The 17,307-nt window shown below is 55.0% G+C and carries 18 protein-coding genes; all 18 read left to right on the plus strand.

Annotated features, from left to right (window positions below):
- Window positions 1-181 precede the first annotated feature (181 nt).
- The 18 genes from IPM84_11425 to IPM84_11510 all read left to right on the plus strand — a co-directional run bounded on the left by IPM84_11425 (window position 182) and on the right by IPM84_11510 (window position 17,111).
- Entirely contained in the window at window positions 182-478 is a 297-nt protein-coding gene (locus IPM84_11425; protein MBK9093368.1) for a hypothetical protein, read from the plus strand.
- 45 nt (window positions 479-523) lie between these two features.
- Window positions 524-952, plus strand: coding sequence for a hypothetical protein (locus IPM84_11430; protein ID MBK9093369.1), 429 nt, complete (start codon window positions 524-526; stop codon window positions 950-952).
- 58 nt (window positions 953-1,010) lie between these two features.
- On the plus strand, window positions 1,011-1,223 hold the full coding sequence (locus IPM84_11435) for a hypothetical protein (GenBank protein MBK9093370.1): 213 nt from the start codon (window positions 1,011-1,013) through the stop codon (window positions 1,221-1,223).
- Window positions 1,204-1,926, plus strand: a complete 723-nt coding sequence (locus tag IPM84_11440; GenBank protein MBK9093371.1) for a DUF4386 domain-containing protein — start codon at window positions 1,204-1,206, stop codon at window positions 1,924-1,926. Before IPM84_11435 ends, IPM84_11440 begins: the two co-directional genes overlap by 20 nt.
- 30 nt (window positions 1,927-1,956) lie before the next feature.
- On the plus strand, window positions 1,957-2,619 hold the full coding sequence (locus tag IPM84_11445) for a DUF4386 family protein (GenBank protein MBK9093372.1): 663 nt from the start codon (window positions 1,957-1,959) through the stop codon (window positions 2,617-2,619).
- A 113-nt stretch (window positions 2,620-2,732) separates the two neighbouring features.
- A complete protein-coding gene (locus tag IPM84_11450) occupies window positions 2,733-3,434 on the plus strand; it encodes a DUF4386 domain-containing protein (GenBank protein MBK9093373.1) in 702 nt (233 codons plus the stop codon).
- A gap of 148 nt (window positions 3,435-3,582) precedes the next feature.
- Entirely contained in the window at window positions 3,583-5,445 is a 1,863-nt protein-coding gene (locus tag IPM84_11455; GenBank protein ID MBK9093374.1) for an aminotransferase class V-fold PLP-dependent enzyme, read from the plus strand.
- Window positions 5,446-5,646: 201 nt separating this feature from the next.
- Window positions 5,647-8,400 (plus strand): AAA family ATPase, encoded by a 2,754-nt coding sequence (locus IPM84_11460; protein MBK9093375.1) that lies wholly within the window; start codon window positions 5,647-5,649, stop codon window positions 8,398-8,400.
- Window positions 8,401-8,639: 239 nt separating this feature from the next.
- Window positions 8,640-9,374 (plus strand): DUF4386 domain-containing protein, encoded by a 735-nt coding sequence (locus IPM84_11465; GenBank protein MBK9093376.1) that lies wholly within the window; start codon window positions 8,640-8,642, stop codon window positions 9,372-9,374.
- An 88-nt stretch (window positions 9,375-9,462) separates the two neighbouring features.
- A complete protein-coding gene (locus IPM84_11470) occupies window positions 9,463-9,735 on the plus strand; it encodes a hypothetical protein (protein ID MBK9093377.1) in 273 nt (90 codons plus the stop codon).
- A gap of 48 nt (window positions 9,736-9,783) precedes the next feature.
- Complete coding sequence (locus IPM84_11475; GenBank protein ID MBK9093378.1) at window positions 9,784-10,773, plus strand: NAD(P)-dependent alcohol dehydrogenase; 990 nt, start codon at window positions 9,784-9,786, stop codon at window positions 10,771-10,773.
- A 32-nt stretch (window positions 10,774-10,805) separates the two neighbouring features.
- Window positions 10,806-10,979, plus strand: coding sequence for a hypothetical protein (locus IPM84_11480; GenBank protein MBK9093379.1), 174 nt, complete (start codon window positions 10,806-10,808; stop codon window positions 10,977-10,979).
- A gap of 99 nt (window positions 10,980-11,078) precedes the next feature.
- Window positions 11,079-12,077, plus strand: a complete 999-nt coding sequence (locus IPM84_11485) for an NAD(P)-dependent alcohol dehydrogenase (GenBank protein ID MBK9093380.1) — start codon at window positions 11,079-11,081, stop codon at window positions 12,075-12,077.
- Between the two features lie 32 nt (window positions 12,078-12,109).
- Complete coding sequence (locus IPM84_11490; protein MBK9093381.1) at window positions 12,110-12,541, plus strand: hypothetical protein; 432 nt, start codon at window positions 12,110-12,112, stop codon at window positions 12,539-12,541.
- Window positions 12,542-12,583: 42 nt separating this feature from the next.
- Complete coding sequence (locus tag IPM84_11495; protein ID MBK9093382.1) at window positions 12,584-13,453, plus strand: ABC transporter ATP-binding protein; 870 nt, start codon at window positions 12,584-12,586, stop codon at window positions 13,451-13,453.
- Window positions 13,450-15,018: an ABC transporter permease subunit gene (locus IPM84_11500; protein MBK9093383.1), complete on the plus strand. Its 1,569-nt coding sequence runs from the start codon at window positions 13,450-13,452 to the stop codon at window positions 15,016-15,018. The genes IPM84_11495 and IPM84_11500 overlap by 4 nt, the downstream gene beginning before the upstream one ends.
- A 49-nt stretch (window positions 15,019-15,067) precedes the next feature.
- The gene (locus IPM84_11505; protein ID MBK9093384.1) at window positions 15,068-16,648 is read left to right on the plus strand and encodes a LuxR family transcriptional regulator; all 1,581 of its coding nucleotides are present in this window, start codon (window positions 15,068-15,070) and stop codon (window positions 16,646-16,648) included.
- 166 nt (window positions 16,649-16,814) lie between these two features.
- On the plus strand, window positions 16,815-17,111 hold the full coding sequence (locus IPM84_11510) for a hypothetical protein (protein ID MBK9093385.1): 297 nt from the start codon (window positions 16,815-16,817) through the stop codon (window positions 17,109-17,111).
- Window positions 17,112-17,307: the final 196 nt, after the last annotated feature.

Here is a 17,307-nt window from a genome sequence, read left to right on the forward strand (position 1 = left end):
CTGACCGTGCCCTGGCTGCACGTGTTCGTACTCCTCGACATTCTCCTCCTTCAGTCACCCAAAACAACACCTCCCACCAACACCAAAGTGTCTATACAACAACACCGCGGCGCCTGTATATTACCTGTGCCTTGAGCGAGCAGCTCAACCGGCGAACATCGGACACAACAGGTGCAAGGTCATGTCGAACGAACTCGAACCAACAACTGATCCGGGTCAGCCCGTGGTCTATCAGATCAGGCTCAAGGGCCATCTGGGCGCCGATTGGGCCGGGTGGTTTGGCGGCCTGACCATCACGCTGGCAGAGGACGGCGACACGCTCCTCACCGGCCCGGTGGCCGACCAGGCTGCGCTGCACGGTCTGCTCAAGAAAGTGCGTGATCTGGGCATACCTTTAGTCTCGGTCTGTCCCGTCAAACCCAAGCCCCCGACGACGTTCGGGTCAGGCCAGGCAGTCGTGCCAGATGTCAAATCGTAAGACTCATCCAGATCGTTCAATCAAGGAGAAAACAAGGAGAAAAAAATGAACACGATCAACAGGACCACCGAAAAGGAAGATGTGAAGATATCTGTGAAGATGAAGCTCTCCGCACTGTGGGCGGCTCTCATGTTCTTGTACATCTATGCTGACTACTTTTCGTTGTACAAGCCTGGTCAGATGGAGGAAGTGATGGCAGGACGAATGGGGCCTTTCCCGGTGACTCAGGCCTCGCTGCTGACAGCCGCGATCCTGATGCTGATCCCTGCCGTCATGGTCTTCCTGCCCCTGGCGCTGAAGCCCGGGGTGGGGCGCTGGGCGAACATCATCCTGGGGGCGCTCTACACGGCTGTCAATATCGGGAACCTGGTCGGGGAAACCTGGGCTTTCTATCTGCTCTTCGGCATAGTGGAGATGGCGCTCACGCTTCTGATCGTCGGGTATGCCTGGACGTGGCGCAACGCTGAAGCCTGACCGGATGGATCTGCGTCCAGCAGAAAGGTGTCAATGTGTCAGTAGAGGAGAACAAATCATGAACATCAAGCAGTCGGTCATCGAATTCATGACCGTGTTCGCGGTGGCGCTGGCGACTGGTGCGCTTGTGACACTTGCATGGAACTACTTCGGGCATGGCGAGATGGCCGTGGACTGGGAAACCGCTTTCAGTTTGGCGATCATGTTCGGCATCGTCTTGACTTGGACGAAGTCTCGAAAGGAGACCAGCGATGAATACGGTCAACGATAGTCCCCGTGGAACAGGCAGAAGGACCGCAACACTGGTGGGGTCAGCGTTCCTGTTTTCCAACGTCACCTTCATCCTCGGCGCCATCGTGCTGGTGGAAGCGATCTTGGGCGCGCCCGATTATCTCAGCCTGATCGCCGCTGGGCGTGCGCAGGTGGCGCTGGGCGTGCTTCTCTGCTTCGCCAACGGCCTGGCCTATGTCGGCATCGCCGTGCTCCTGTTCCCGATCCTGAAGCAGCGCTTTGCCAGCCTGGCGCTGGCGTATGTCGGGTTCCGGGTGGTTGAGTTCATCACCCAGATCCTGGCCGACGTCAGCCCGCTCGCGCTGTTGACGCTCGCTGGAGATCCGGGCCAGGCGGGAGCTGCGGCCTCTGATCTGCCGGCGCTGGGGGCCTTGCTGCTTGCCACGCGTTTCTGGGCGTTCCAGATGCTCAACCTCATCTTCAGCTTTAGCGCCGTGCTGCTGTACATCATGCTGCTCCGCACCCGGCTGATTCCTGGGTTCATCGCCATCTGGGGATTGATCGCGGCGGCCCTGGTGCTCATCAACACCGTACTCGGCTGGTTCATGCCGGATCTGGGCGCGGCGCTCGGCGTGATTACCGGGTTGCCGATGCTCTTGAACGAGTTGTTCCTGGGCGTCTGGCTGATCGTGAAAGGATTCAATCCATCTGCGGTTGCCGCCTTGTCCGCCACGCAGTCATAATTCAGATAGATTCAACAAAAGGAGAGAAACATGAAAACCTTGCAGAAATCTGGCGGTTTTGCCGCCCTGTACCTGGCAGTCGCCTACCTGATCGGAATGGCGCTCTTCATCGCCGTGCTGGACTATCCCAGCATCACCGACCCGGCCCAAAAGGTGGACCTGCTCGTTGAAATGCAGACGGTCGTCTTCTCGACCAACCTGCTCATGTACGTGTTTTTCGGCGTCGTCCTGATCGTCCTGGCGCTGGCGTTGTACGACCGGCTGCAGGCCGGCGCACCGGCGCTCATGCAGGTGGCAACCACGCTCGGGATCATCTGGGCCGGTTCGCTGATCGCCAGCGGCATGGTCGCGAATGCCGGGATCGCCCCTGTCGTCGCGCTCTATGCCACGGACCCGGGCCAGGCTGCGTTGACCTGGCAGGCCATCGAAACCGTGGCAGGCGGGCTGGGCAACGCCAACGGCGAGATCCTGGGCGGGCTGTGGGCGCTGCTGGTCAGCGTGGCCGCGCTGCGGTCTGGCGGGCTGCCCAGGGGCTTGAATATGCTCGGCTTGTTGGTGGGCGCGGTGGGCATCCTCTCGCTGATCCCAGGGTTGACCGACGCGCTGATCGGAGTTTTTGGCTTGAGTCAGATCATCTGGTACGTCTGGCTGGGGATCGTGCTGCTGCGCAGCAAGCCAGGCCGGACGGCGTAAAAGTGACAGGGTTGGCAACTGTTCGACAGTTGCCAACCCTCAGTGGTTCAGAGTGTTCTATACGTAGTGGGCAGCGGCCTATCGGGCTATGCCCTGTTCGGAGGAGGCAAGAAATGAATTCCGTCAATAAGTCCGCAAGAATGGCTGGATTGCTGTATCTGATTTACATGGTGTTTCACATCCTCGCAGATGTGATTGGGCGTTCCAGGCTGATTGTACTCGGAGATGCCGCGACAACCGCCAGGAATATCGCGGCGTCGGCAGGGCAATTCCGTATCGGCATCATGACCGATCTGGTTGCGGCCGTACTTTTTCTGCTGACAGCCTGGGCTTTGTACGTGCTGCTGAAGCGGGTCAACGAGAACATCGCCTTGCTGTTCCTGTTGTTGAACCTGACCGGTGTTGCCATCCAGTGTTTCAGCGATCTGTTCCTGCTTGCCAGCCAGCTGCTCTTGGGCGGCGCTGATTACCTGAAAGTATTCCCGGCCGAGCAACTGCCGGCGCTGGCTATGTTATCCCTGGTTCTGTACAAGAATGGGTTCATGATCGCCCAAATCTTCTATGGCGCCTGGCTCTTTCCGCTGGGTTACCTGGTTTTCAAGTCGGGCTTCCTGCCCAGGATTCTGGGCCTTGTGTTGATGTTGCATTGCGCTTTCTGGCTGATGACTGCTCTTCAGTTTTTCCTCTTCCCGGGCTTCGCGGCAATCACTTATATCAGTTGGCCGCTGGGCTTCATTGCGGAATTTGGGCTGACGTTGTGGCTGCTGATCAAGGGCGCCAAAGAGCAGAAACCGGCCGCAAACGAGGCCGGCTGATGTCCGGAGCAGGTCCTGGTGACCGCCAACCGAAAGGGATGAGACTCTTATGAAAACGATGGCAGGCACAACCTCCGAACCGCTGGAAGTTCTTCAACCCGAGGAGGGGGCCAGGCACAATGAAGCCTTTGCCGAGCTGGGGCGCGGCATGCAGGCGGCGCTGGAGACCTACTCCAACGTCCACCGCGGCAGCGGGCATAACTCGCTGACCTCCACGCACTTGTACGAGCAGGCCCGCGAGATTGTCCTGGATGATGTGGGGCTGGACAAGGCCCGTCACACCGTCGTCTTTTGTTCTCCCAGGCGGGCGGAGCTGCTCCAGGCGCAGCTCGGGCGGAGGGGTTGCCGCACCGTGTCCAGCCGGGACATCGGCCTGCCCCTGGGTCTGCGAGCATTGGCTGTCGCACGGAATGCGCTCCCCGCAGGCGCGCCCTTTCAGCCCGGCGGCGGGACGGCCCGGCTGGTCTTTCCCAACCGGGTCATCTGGGCCAGGGGGGCGGACAAATTCGAGGCCGGCACACCTGCCATCGTCAATGTCATTGTGTTTGCCAGGGCGCTGCAGTTGATCCGGCAGTTCGGCAAGGACGCATTTCTTGAAGCGGACGCCGAACAGCGGACGGCGGCTGACATCCTGTATCACGACGAGCTGGAAAAGTTCTCCGGGCGGGAGCTGCTGGCTGCACTCCGGCCGACCCTGATCGGCCAAAGGGTTCCCGTCCCGACGCTGGAAGGCGCCAAGCCCTTCATCAACCTGGACAATGGCGCCAGCACGCCCACCTTCGAACCCATCCGGGATGCGGTCTGCCAGGCCTGGCGCCAGCCGGAGCAGGTGCAGCGGGAGATCGTCCGGGAGGTCAAGTCCATCTGCGCCGGGGTGCTGGGCGCGCCCCCGGCAGACTACGACGTGATTTTTACATCCAACACCACCGAGGCCATCAACCTGGCCGCCGAAAGCCTGGGGGGTGAATCCCAAGACGGGATCAGGCCGGTCGTGGTGAACACGATCCTGGAACACAATTCGAACGAGCTGCCGTGGCGCAGGCTCCCCGGCGTTGCACTCATCCGGTTCCCGGTGAACGACGAAGGATTCCTGGATTTAGACGCGCTGGAAGCGCTCCTGCGCGCCTACAACCAGGAGGGTCAGCACGGCAACAAGCGCATCCGCCTGGTGGCAATGAGCGGCGCATCGAATGTCCTGGGGGTATTCAACGATCTGGCTGAGATCAGCCGCATCGTACACCGATACGGCGCGCGCCTGCTGGTGGACGCGGCCCAATTGGTCGCCCACCGGGAGGTCGAAATGGCAGCCTGCGGGATTGACTATCTCGCCTTCTCTGCCCACAAGGCCTACGCGCCTTTCGGCACGGGGGCGCTGGTGGTGAGAAAGGGGCTGCTGCAATTCTCCGCGGCTGAACTGGAGCGGATCCGTTCGTCCGGGGAGGAAAACGTCGGCGGGATTGCCGCGCTGGGCAAGGCGCTGGTGCTGCTGCAGCGGATCGGCCTGGATACGATCCAGCAGGAGGAACAGGCCCTCACCGAGCATGCGCTGCGCGGCCTGATGCAAATCCCCGGCCTGACGGTTTTCGGCATCACCCCGGATTCGCCCCGTTTCAGCCGCAAAGGTGGTGTGATCGTCTTCAGCCTGGGTAACAGGATGGCCAGCCGGGTGGCCCGGGAACTGGCCGAACAGGGCGGGATCGGCGTCCGCTCCGGCTGCCACTGCGCCCATCTGTTGATCAAGCACTTGCTTGATATTCCCCCACTGCTGCAGCAGTTCCAGGGGGTGATGCTGACTTTGTTCCCCCAGATGGCGCTGCCGGGGCTGACCCGCGTCAGCCTGGGCATCGAGAACACTGTCGAAGAGATCGATACATTGATTGACGTATTGGATAAGATCGCCCGACAACCCGCGGCGGAAGATAACCCCTTTGCATCGAAAACGACGGATATCCAGCGGAGGATGGACGATTTCGCCAGGGCCGCGGCCCAAAGAGTCTATGCGCAACTCTAGTGGGTCGATTGACACACCATCGGCCATTCCGACCGGTGATTGAAATCACCGTCTGGTATGCCAAGTGCGTTGAAACGCACTGTGCGAAGGGCGGCAACCCGTTTCAACGGGTTTGAACTGTGACAGACTACGGTTTCAACCGTAGGCGGCCTGGTTTGCGACGCTGTTTGAGTTTGGGGGGGCGTGTTGTATAATTGATCCATGTCCACGCCCATCTTAACCACCAAACTTTATTTCCCCCCACCTCGCCCTAAAGTGGTCCCCCGCCCCCGCCTGATCGAGCGGCTGAACGAGGGCCTGCACGGCAAGCTGACCCTCATCTCTGCCCCGGCCGGCTTTGGCAAAACCACGCTGGTCAGCGAATGGGTCGCCGCCCTCACTCCTTCCCCTCTCCCGCTGGGAGAGGGGAAAGGGGTGAGGGTCGCCTGGTTGTCGCTGGACGCCGGGGATAGCGACCCCACGCGCTTCCTGGCTTACTTCGTGGCGGCTTTGCAGACTCTCTTTGCCGGGATCGGCGCCGGGGCGATGGCCGCGCTCGATTCTCCGCAGCCGCCGCCCATCGAGCCGCTCCTGACGACCCTGCTCAATGAAATCACCGCCATCCCGGACCATTTCATCCTCGTCCTTGACGACTATCACCTGATCGAAGCAAAACCAGTGGATCAGGCGCTCGCCACCCTGCTCGAGCGCCAGCCGCCGCAGATGCACCTGGTCATCACCACCCGCGAGGATCCGAATCTGCCCCTGGCCCGCTTGCGCGTACGCAGCCAATTAACCGAACTGCGCGCCGCGGATTTGCGCTTTACTCCATCCGAAGCTGCCGAATTTCTCAAACAGGTGATGGATCTTAACCTCTCTGCTGAAGAGGTTGCTATATTGGAAGCCCGAACTGAAGGCTGGATTGCCGGTTTGCAGTTAGCTGCACTTTCGATGCAGGGTCACCAAGATGTTTCCGGATTCATCCAGGCATTCGCCGGAGATCACCGATATATCGTGGATTACCTGGTCGAAGAGGTCTTGCAACAGCAGTCCGAAAGTGTTCAGAACTTCCTGTTGTGCACATCCATCCTCAATCGCATGTGCGGTCCGCTTTGTGATGCTGTTTTGCTCAATACCTCTGCCTCAGGGCAAAAAACCCTCGAGTATATTGAACACACTAACCTCTTCATCATCCCCTTGGACAACGAACGACGTTGGTACCGTTATCATCACCTCTTTGGAAGCTTACTGCGCCAGCGGCTGGGACAAAGCAAGACACCCGAAGAGATAGCGCAAACCCATATGCGCGCCAGCGAATGGTTTGAAAAGAATGGCGATAGGGCTGAAGCGTTTCACCATGCCATCACGGCCAGAGATTTCAGCCGGGCAGCAGCGTTGGCTGAAACAACCTGGCAGGGTATGAATCAAAGTTCTCAATCTGCTGCCTGGCTGGGTTGGGTGAAGCAACTACCCGAGGAGTTGATCCGCTCTCGTCCTGTGCTATGTACACAGATTGCCTGGGGGTTTATGGAGGCTAGTGAAGTGGATGCCAGCGAATCCCGCCTGCGGGATGCAGAACGGTGTCTGGAAGGTCCATCGGATGAGATGGTTATCGTGGATGAAGAGCAATATCGTACACTGCCTGCCAGGATCGCATTTGCCCGCGCTTACAATGCTCAGTCTCAGTGTGATTACGTTTCCACGGTGAAGTATGCGGAACTGGTGTTCAAACTTACTCCCGAAAAAAACCATTTCCTACATGCCCAAGCCGCTGCAATTCTGGGGAGTACGTACTGGACAAATGGTGATTTGGACGCAGCTTGTAAGTCTATGAGCGACTGGATCGATAGTTCACAAGAAGTTGGCAATTTCATTTTTGCCATTGCTGGTGCCTCTGGAAAGGCGGACATCCTCACTGCGCAGGGGCATCTCCGCGAAGTGTTAACAACCTATCAGCAATCATTGCAGCTTGCTTCAGAGCATGAAAAGGAGGCACAGCGGATCACAGCGCATCATCATTTGGGGTTGGCGATGCTGTACCATGAGATGGGGGATGATGAAGCTGCCGCACAGTACTTTCAAAAAAGTCTTGTATTAGGTGAGCAGTCCACCTTGATGGACTGGCCCTATCGCAGGTGTCTTGCCCAAGCTCGACTGAAGGAGCATGACGGAGACTTGGACGCTGCTTTTCGGCTTCTGGATGAAGCCAAACGCCTGTATGTCAGGTCTCTGATTCCATATACTCGTCCCATCGAGGCGTTGAAGGCGAGAATTTATCTTAAGCAAGAACGATTGTCCAAAGCGAGGGAGTGGGCACGCGAACAAGGACTTTCGGTTGATGATGAACTTAGCTATTTGCGCGAATTCGAACATATTACCTTGGCACGTGTTCTGCTGGCCGAGCATCAGAACAATCGGGATGAACAAGTTATTCTTAAGGTGTTGAGCTTATTGGAACGCCTTTTGAAGGCAGCAGAAGATGGAAAGAGATTGGGTAGCGTGCTTGAGATATTGGTGACACAAGTGCTCGTTTATCAGGCGAAGGGAGACACATCCCTGGCTTTTGCATCGCTGGAACGCGCCTTGACTCTGGCACAACCAGAGGGCTATGTCCGCATATTTTTGGATGAAGGCGCAGACATGGTTCAACTACTTCGCGAAGCTGCTACACGAGGGATCATGCCCAACTATACAGGCAAGCTGCTGGGGGCATTCGAAGCGCAAAGACAGAGGAGTACAAGTGTATTTCCGATCCTTGCATCTCCCGCTTCTCAATCCCTGATCGAGCCGCTCAGCCAGCGTGAGTTGGAAGTTCTCCGCTTGTTCAAAACCGAACTTTCGGGACCGGAGATCGCCAATCAACTCGTGATCGCCTTAAGTACGATCCGCACACATACTGAGAGTATTTACAGAAAACTTGATGTTAATAATCGACGGGCGGCTGTCAAACGGGCAGCCGAACTGGGTTTGATATAGCCATCAAATAGCATTGCTCTTAACCCTGCCCAATAAACAGCGTTTCATCGCTCGTTGGGCAGGGTTTTTTGTTTCCCTGACATCCCCTTTCAACATATCCGTACATATATCCGCACATGTGGGGATGACAACTCCCCACATTCATTTGTATAGTGTATCTAGTTGAAGCCAAACAGACAGTTATGCTTGGTGCCAAACTTTGACACTTATCCGTATGGTTCAAAAAAGGAGATAGAGAAATGAATGTAAAAACAGAAAGTACATCTTCACCCAAGCGCCTCGCGAGAATTGCCGGCGTCTTCTACCTGCTCGTCGCCCTCTTCGGCGGTTTTGCCGAAGGCTTTGGAGACCCCAAGATGTACGTGGCCGGCAATGCGGCAGCCACAGCTGCGAACGTGCTCGCGGATCCCGGACTTGTCCGCATGATCGTCGTCGCCCACTTGGTGAATGCGGTCTTCTTCATCCTCACAGCTATGGCCTTCTACATCCTGCTTCAACACGTGAACAAAAGCGTGGCGATGGCGATGCTCATCTGCGTCGCTCTTTCGGCTGGCATCACTACCCTAAATGCGGTCTTCCAGTTTGAGGGCTTGCAGGTCGCAACCAACAGTTCCTACGTAGACGCCTTCGGTGCCGCTGGGTCGAATGCGCTCGTGTTGCTCCTGCTCGACATCCAGCACTACGGGACTCTCAGCGCGCAGGTTTTCTTCGGCCTGTGGCTGGCGCCGCTCGGGTATCTTGCCTACAAATCGGGACTGTTCCCCAAGGCGCTGGGCGTCACTCTCGTCGCGGCCACCGTCTGCTACCTGGTACACCTGATCACCGCGTTCCTAGTCCCCGACTTCCATAAGCAGATCCAACCGTTCATTCTCATCGTGATCATCGCGGAGGTCTGGCTGCTCGGATACCTGCTCATAGTTGGCGTGAGGAACGTGAAGCCAGGCAAGAACATCCTTGCCGCCGCAACGGTGTAAACGCTATTGCACACGGCGGCTCATGAGACGAGCCGCCGTGTTGTGCGGAGTGGTAAAGGAAAAATAGTCATCACTGTGGAATAGAAGAATGTCAAATAAACGCAATCCAATCATTGATCCAATTCAAACAATCGTCTATCAGATCAGACTCAAAGGTCATTTGAGTCATCAATGGACAGAATGGTTTGAGGGACTGACCATCACGCTGGAAGATGAAGGCAATACGCTCCTGACTGGCCCGGTGATAGATCAGGCTGCCTTGCATGGATTGCTAAAAAAAGTGCGTGATTTGGGAATGCCATTGATCTCGGTCAATCGCATTAAACCTGACCAGAAAAATGCGTCAGAGGACAAGCAGTAATAGAGACAAGCTACTTGGAATTGAACACATTCTAAAACGGAGAATCAAATGAAAGCAATTGTATACACAGAATACGGATCACCAGATGTTCTTCAACTCAAGGAGGTAGCCAAACCTACCCCCAAAGACAATGAAATTCTCATAAAAATATATGCAGTATCTGTAAATGCGGCTGACCTCCATCTTTTAAGAGCTGACCCTTTTCTGATCCGTCTATCCTCTGGACTTCTAAAACCAAAAAACGAGATACTCGGATCTGACATTGCGGGACGGGTCGAAGCAGTTGGTAGTAACGTAAAGCAGTTTAAGGTGGGTGATGAAGTATTCGGAGACATCTCCGCATGTGGTTGGGGTGGGTTTGCCGAGTATGCATGTGCTCGTGAAAATGCATTCGCGTTGAAACCAACCAATCTATCGTTCGAGGAAGCCGCGGCGGTACCCATGGCGGCAGTCACTGCACTGCAAGGTATTCGCTACGCCGGACAGATTCGACCCGGGCAAAAGGTTTTGATCAATGGCGCGTCTGGTGGTGTGGGTACATTTGCAGTACAACTTGCCAAATCGAGCGGGGCTGAAGTGACCGCCGTGTGCAGCACCAGAAATTTGGACATGGCGCGCTCGATCGGGGCAGATCATGTCATTGACTATACCAAAGAAGATTTCACCAAGACCGGACAGCTGTATGACCTGATCATTGCCGCTAACGGAGACCGCTCGATTTCAGATTATAGGCGTGCATTAAGTCCCAAGGGGATTTATGTTCAGACCGGAGGTTCGATGGCTCAAATGACCCAAGCTATGCTTCAGGGACCATGGATTTCAATGACTGGGAGCAAGAAAATGGGCAATATGGGAGTCGCGAAACCAAACCAAAACGATTTGGCTCTTATGAAAGAGCTGCTTGAAGCAGGCAAGGTAAAGCCTGTGATTGATAGATGTTACCCGTTGAGTGAGGTTCCTGACGCAATCCGCTATCTTGAAGAAGGGCACGCCAAAGGAAAAGTAGTCATAACTGTGGCACAGAGGAATGAAAAATAAAACACAACCCAAAAACTGACCCAAGTCAACCAATGGTCTATCAAATCAGGATCAAGGGACATCTGAGTCATCAATGGACGGACTGGTTTGAGGGACTGACCATCACGCTGGAAGAGGACGGCAATACGCTCCTGACTGGACCGGTGATCGATCAGGCCGCGTTGCATGGATTGCTAAAAAAGTGCGAGATTTGGGAATGCCATTGATCTCAGTCAATCGTGCCAATAATCCTAGCCAGGCAAATGCATCAATTGTCCAACAAAATTTCATATCGTCAAATCAAAACAACCCTGGAGGAATACTTTATGAAAGCAATTATGTGGACAAAATATGGCCCACCGGATGGTCTTCAGCTCAGAGAGAGCGATAAACCTGTTCCGAGGGATAATGAAGTTCTGATAAGAATCGCTGCGACAACCGTAACAACAGGAGACTGTGAGCTGCGAAGCCTAAAAATCCCTGTCTTATTTCGGCTTCCCGTGCGAATCTATAACGGTCTCTTAAAACCAAAGAGAATAACCATACTAGGACAGGAGCTGTCCGGGGAAATTGAAACAACCGGCAAAGATGTCAGGCTGTTCAAGAAAGGTGACCAAGTTTTCGCATCCACTGGGCTTAGTTTTGGCGGGTATGCCGAGTACATCTGTCTGCCCGAAGAAACGAAAATGGGGGTGCTGGCCAAAAAACCGGTGAATATGACTTATGAGGAAGCCGCTGCCGTTCCTACCGGGGGACTGGAAGCATTGCATTTTCTTCGAAAAGGAAATATCCAGCATGGACAAAAGGTTCTGATTATTGGCGCAGGTGGAAGTATCGGTACTTTCGCAGTACAACTGGCCAGGCACTTTGGGGCAGAAGTGACTGGCGTGGACAGCACGAAGAAATTGGACATGCTGCGCTCGATTGGTGCACTCCATGTTATTGATTACACCCGAGAGGATTTTACTAAAAATGGAGAGACCTATGATGTTATTTTTGACATAATGGGCAAGAGTTCCTTTTCAGGCAGCATAAAATCACTAAAGCAAAATGGCCGCTATCTCATTGGGAATCCCGGACTGACCCAGATCGTTCGAGGACGATGGATTTCAATGAGAAGTAGCAAGAAAGTGATCATTGGGGCCGCCATCCAAAAGGTCGAAGATTTAGCTTTCCTCAAAGAGCTTATTGAGGCGGGGGCGATAAAATCGGTGATTGATAGACGTTATCCATTGGAACAGACCGCTGAGGCTCACAGGTATGTTGACACAGGGCAAAAAAAGGGAAATGTCGTCATTACGATAGGCAAAAATACCAAAATCTAGAAATTTGACTACTGATAACAAGGAGAAAGAAAATGAACCCAATCCAAAAGACCCCGAGAATTGCAGGGAATGCCGCAACTGTGTTGTACGCTCTAACGATTATTCTGCAACTTTTACTTGCCTCTGGAATCCTACCGATCACAATGGCTTGGGGAGGGCGGGAGCCTGTTTTGACAACGAACTTGAGACTTGCCAGCCTGGCATCTGCGGCTCTCCTATTCTTCTTTATCTATGTCATCCGCCGCCGTGCGGGACTTGTTAGTGATGCGCCTATCACGCTACTTATCAAAGTTTTGTCCTGGCTGATCACTGCGTTTTCCGCCCTCAACTTCCTGGGCATTCTGGCTTCACTGAGCAGTGGAGAAAAGATGCTGTTTGGTCCAATTTCCTTCTTGCTGCTCGTGGCTTGTATTTTGGTTTCGCTTTCAAAATCAGAGCCGCAGTCTACCGCGCCCAGAACATAATACAAGCTAGGCAAACCATCCAACTTTAACAAGAGAACACTAATGCAACTTACCGTTCAGAATCTCGGCAAGCAATACAAACGTGATTTTTGGGGACTCAAGGATTTTTCTCTTGATATCAAACCTGGTATTTTGGGATTGCTCGGACCAAACGGCGCAGGCAAGTCCACTTTCATGCGCATGCTCGCCACGATCACAAAGCCTACAAATGGGACGATCACATGGAACGGCACTGATGTCGTCAAATCTCCTGATGTTTTGCGCAACGTGCTTGGCTATTTACCGCAGGATTTCGGTGTCTACCCGAATCTCAATGCAGTTGAATTTCTCGAATACATGGCTGCCATCAAAGGACTCGACGCTGCAACCGCAAAGAAACGTATTGACGAACTGCTTCAACTCACGAACCTGGTCGAAGCTGCGAAACGCCCGCTGGGCGGATATTCGGGCGGCATGAAACAGCGTGTGGGCATCGCTCAGGCTTTGCTCAACGATCCGCAATTGCTCATCGTGGACGAACCCACCGTCGGGCTGGACCCCGAAGAGAGAGTCAGGTTTAGGAATCTGCTCTCAGATCTATCGGGAGAAAGAATCGTGATCTTGTCCACGCACATTGTTTCAGATGTGGAAGCGACCGCCACACATATCGCACTCGTCAACAAAGGTCAACTCTTGCGCGAAGATGCGCCTGAAAAACTATTGAATGAACTTGAACATAAAGTTTGGGAGTGGACAGTGCACAGCGATGACCTGACCGCCCTCAAACAAAAGCATATTATCAGTGGAACCATCCGCCGCAGTGACGGCGTGCAGGTGCGCGTGGTCAGCGCGGACAAGCCTGATGCCAACGCGCAAAATGTTTCGCCAAATCTCGAAGACGCCTATCTGTTTTTCATCGGCGGCAAAAAATGAGATCCGTACACGTCATCTATTATTTAGCGCGCGCCGATTTTCTGGAACGCGTACGCCGTTATAGCTTTCTGGTCATGCTGGGATTGGCGGTATTCCTCGGCTACCAAACCGCCATTGGCAACATGGCGTTGCAACTTGGTTTGTATCGCGGCGAGTTTAATTCCGCGTGGGTCGGCGCCATGATGTCGCTGATCGCGACCTTTTTCATCGGCTGGTTCGGCTTTTATCTCGTCAAAGGCTCGGTGGCGCGCGACAGAGAGACCGGTGTTGGGCAGATCATGGCAACCACACCACTGACCCGTTCCCTTTATTTGATCGGCAAATGGTTAAGCAACTTCGCCGTCCTCATGTCAATGGTCACGGTGTTGGCGCTGGGCGCCATTGTCATTCAATTTTTGCAGGGCGAAAATACGCAGATCAATCTGTTCGCATTCCTGTCACCCTTCGTCTTCATCGTCATGCCGCTCATCGCGCTTGTTGCGGCATTTGCAGTATTATTTGAAGCAGTTTCTTTTTTACAGGGCGGCTTCGGAAACATCGTCTATTTCTTCGCTTTCATCCTCTTCCTGCCGCTTTTCATGGAAAACCCTACACTCAAACAATACCAGGCATTTGAACCAACAGGTCTGGGAATATTGGCAAGCGAAATGGGCAAAGCGGTCACCGCGATCTATCCCGAATACAACGGTGACTTTACCCTCGGCGGTGGATTTGTTTCTGCAACCAAAGTATTCACATGGAACGGCATCCATTGGACGACTGAATTAATCTTAGCCCGTTTCTCGTTGCTTGCTCTTTCCATTTTATTGATCTTTTTCGCCGCCCTTTTCTTTGATAGGTTTGATCCCTCGCGCAGAAAACCACGGCGGATTAAAGCGCAGCGCGCCGCATCAGACTCGGTGCCTGCACCTGCTTCAACATCCCAGGCATTATCTGCCGTTCATCTGACTCCTCTAAACAAAACCGCCAACCGATTCAGTTTCTTCAATGTCTTAATGGCTGAAATAAAACTTCTGCTCAAAGGACAGCGCTGGTGGTGGTATGTCGTCATGGCTGGGATCATCGTCGCCTGCCTGGTCAATCCATCCGCTACCGTGCGTGAGATTGTGCTTCCGATTGCATGGGTCTGGCCCATCCTGATCTGGTCAGCCATCGGCAACCGTGAGATTCATAATAACGTCCAGCAGATGGCATTCTCCTCCGCCTCCCCGCTGCTAAGGCAACTCCCCGCGCAATGGCTGGCTGGATTCATCGTCACCCTGCTGGTCAGCATCGGCGCGATCATCCGCCTTACAATGGACGGTGATACAACTGGCTTGCTGGCATTGTTTTCAGGTGCTTTTTTCATCCCATCTCTGGCATTAGCCTGCGGTGTGTGGAGCGGAACCAGCAAACTCTTTGAGATCCTGTATATGCTCATCTGGTATCTCGGCCCTTTGAACAAAATTTTGGAGCTGGATTACATTGGCTCTCATGGAAATGGACGTCCCGAATTCTTCATCCCATTTTCCATCGTGTTAATCGTCCTTGCATTGATAGGTCGCACGAGGCAAATCCGAACATAGCCTGGGGGGGATACTTTTTGAAGTTTGAGGGGCGTTGTATAATTGTTCCATGTCCACCGTATGGTATGAGGCCAATGGCCTGGAGACCGAAGCCTTCCACCATGCGGCTGCCGCCAATGACATCGAACGCGCCGAACGCCTGATCGAGGGAGGGCGCATACCCCTGCACTCACTCGGCGTGGTGACCGCCATTCTCGACTGGCTGGATTCGCTGCCCAAGACCGTATTGGATGTCAGGCCCAGGTTGTGGGTAAGGTCTGCCACGTCAACGCTCATGGCTGGACGGACAACCGGCGTCGAAGAGAAACTGCAAGCGGCTGAAAAAGCCATGCAAAATGCCGATCCCGATGACAAGACCCGCGACCTGATCGGACAAATTGCCGCGATCAGGGCCACGCTGGCGCTCCTCCGCTACCAGCCGGAGGAAACGATCGTTCAGGCGCGCCGCGCCCTGGAGACCCTGCACGCCGACAACCTGCCTTTCCGCAGCAGAGCGATCTGGACGCTGGGGTTTGCTCACCAGCTCCAGGGGGACCGCGCCGCGGCCCGTCAGGTCTATACCGAAGCCATATCCATCAGACAGGCGTCCGGGAATATCTACCTAACTATATTGGCTACAACAGGCCTGGGCCAAATACAGGAATCTGAAAACCAGCTTTGTCAAGCCGCCGAAACCTACCAACGCTCCGTGCAACTGCTTAGTGATCAGGGACCTCCAAATGCAAGCGAAGAGTTCCTTGGCCTGGCCCGCATCTACTACGAATGGAACGATCTCGATACCGCCGAGCAGTACGCACAGCAGAGTCTGCAGCTGGCGCGGCAGTATGATCGCGCGGTTGACAGATTCGTTATCTGTGAGGTGTTTCTTGCCCGCTTGAAACTGGCCCGGGGCGATGTGGCCGAGGCGGCCGCCATGTTGGCGGAGACCGAGCAGTCCGTGCGCCAAAGCAACTTCGTGCAGCGCATGCCCGAGGTTGCGGCCGCGCAAGTGCTGACGCTGCTGCGCCAGGGCGATGTGGCGGCAGCCGCTCGTCTCGTACAGACGCACGATCTCCCCATCAGCCGGGCGCGGGTGTTACTGGCCCAAGGGGATGCGGTCAAGGCGCTGGCGGCACTGGAGCCCTGGCGTCGGCAGACGGAAGAAAAGGGCTGGCAGGATGAACGGCTCAAGGCGATGGTTCTGCAGACGGTCGCGCTCCATGCGCATGGCGATGAGGACAAGGCGGCGCAACTGCTGGCCGAGGCCCTGGCGCTGGCCGAACCAGGCGGCTTCATCCGTCTGTTCATTGATGAAGGGCCGCCGATGGCGGAACTGTTGACAAGGATGAAGGATGAGGGCGGAACGCTTCGCGTGAAGGAGTATATCCACAAACTGCTCGCCGCCTTCGGTCATCAGGAAGAATTTCATCCTTCATCCCTCATCCTTCATCCTTCATTCGAGCCGCTGAGCGGTCGCGAGTTGGAAATCCTGGTGCTGATCACCCGGGGACTCTCGAACCGGGAGATCGGCGAACGGCTTTTCCTGGCCCTGGACACCGTCAAAGGGCACAACCGCCGCATCTTCGACAAACTCCAGGTGCAAAGCCGCACCGAAGCCATCGCCCGCGCCCGCGAGCTGGGCTTGTTGTAACCGCAAGTGTTCGTACCCCTCGACACTCTCCTCCTTCAGTCATCCAAAACAACACCTCCCACCAACACCAAAGTGTCTATACAACAACACCGCGGCGCCTGTATATTACCTGTGCCTTGAGCGAGCAGCTCAACCGGCGAACATCGGACACAACAGGTGCAAGGTCATGTCGAACGAACTCGAACCAACAACTGATCCGGGTCAGCCCGTGGTCTATCAGATCAGGCTCAAGGGCCATTTGGGCGCCGATTGGGCCGGGTGGTTTGGCGGCCTGACCATCACGCTGGCAGAGGACGGCGATACGCTCCTCACCGGCTCGGTGGTTGATCAGGCTGCGCTGCACGGCCTGCTCAAGAAAGTGCGTGATCTGGGCATACCTTTAGTCTCGGTCTGCCCCATCAAACCAAAGCCCCCGACTACGCTCGGGTCGGGCCAGGCCGACGTGCCAGATGTCAAGTCGTAAGACTCAACCAGATCGTTCAATCGCTACGGCCCGCCGGAAGTGCTGCGGTTGGCGGATGTTCCCAAACCGGCGCCGCGTGACCACACAGTGCTGGTCAAAATCCACTAAAGCCCAAATACACCACAAGGAGACAAAACGATGATCACTCAAGCGAAGAAAATCTCGGCGTTGGGAGCTGAGTTTCGATCTCAGCGCC

It is taken from the genome of Candidatus Amarolinea dominans, assembly GCA_016719785.1.
Lineage (GTDB): Bacteria > Chloroflexota > Anaerolineae > SSC4 > Amarolineaceae > Amarolinea > Amarolinea dominans.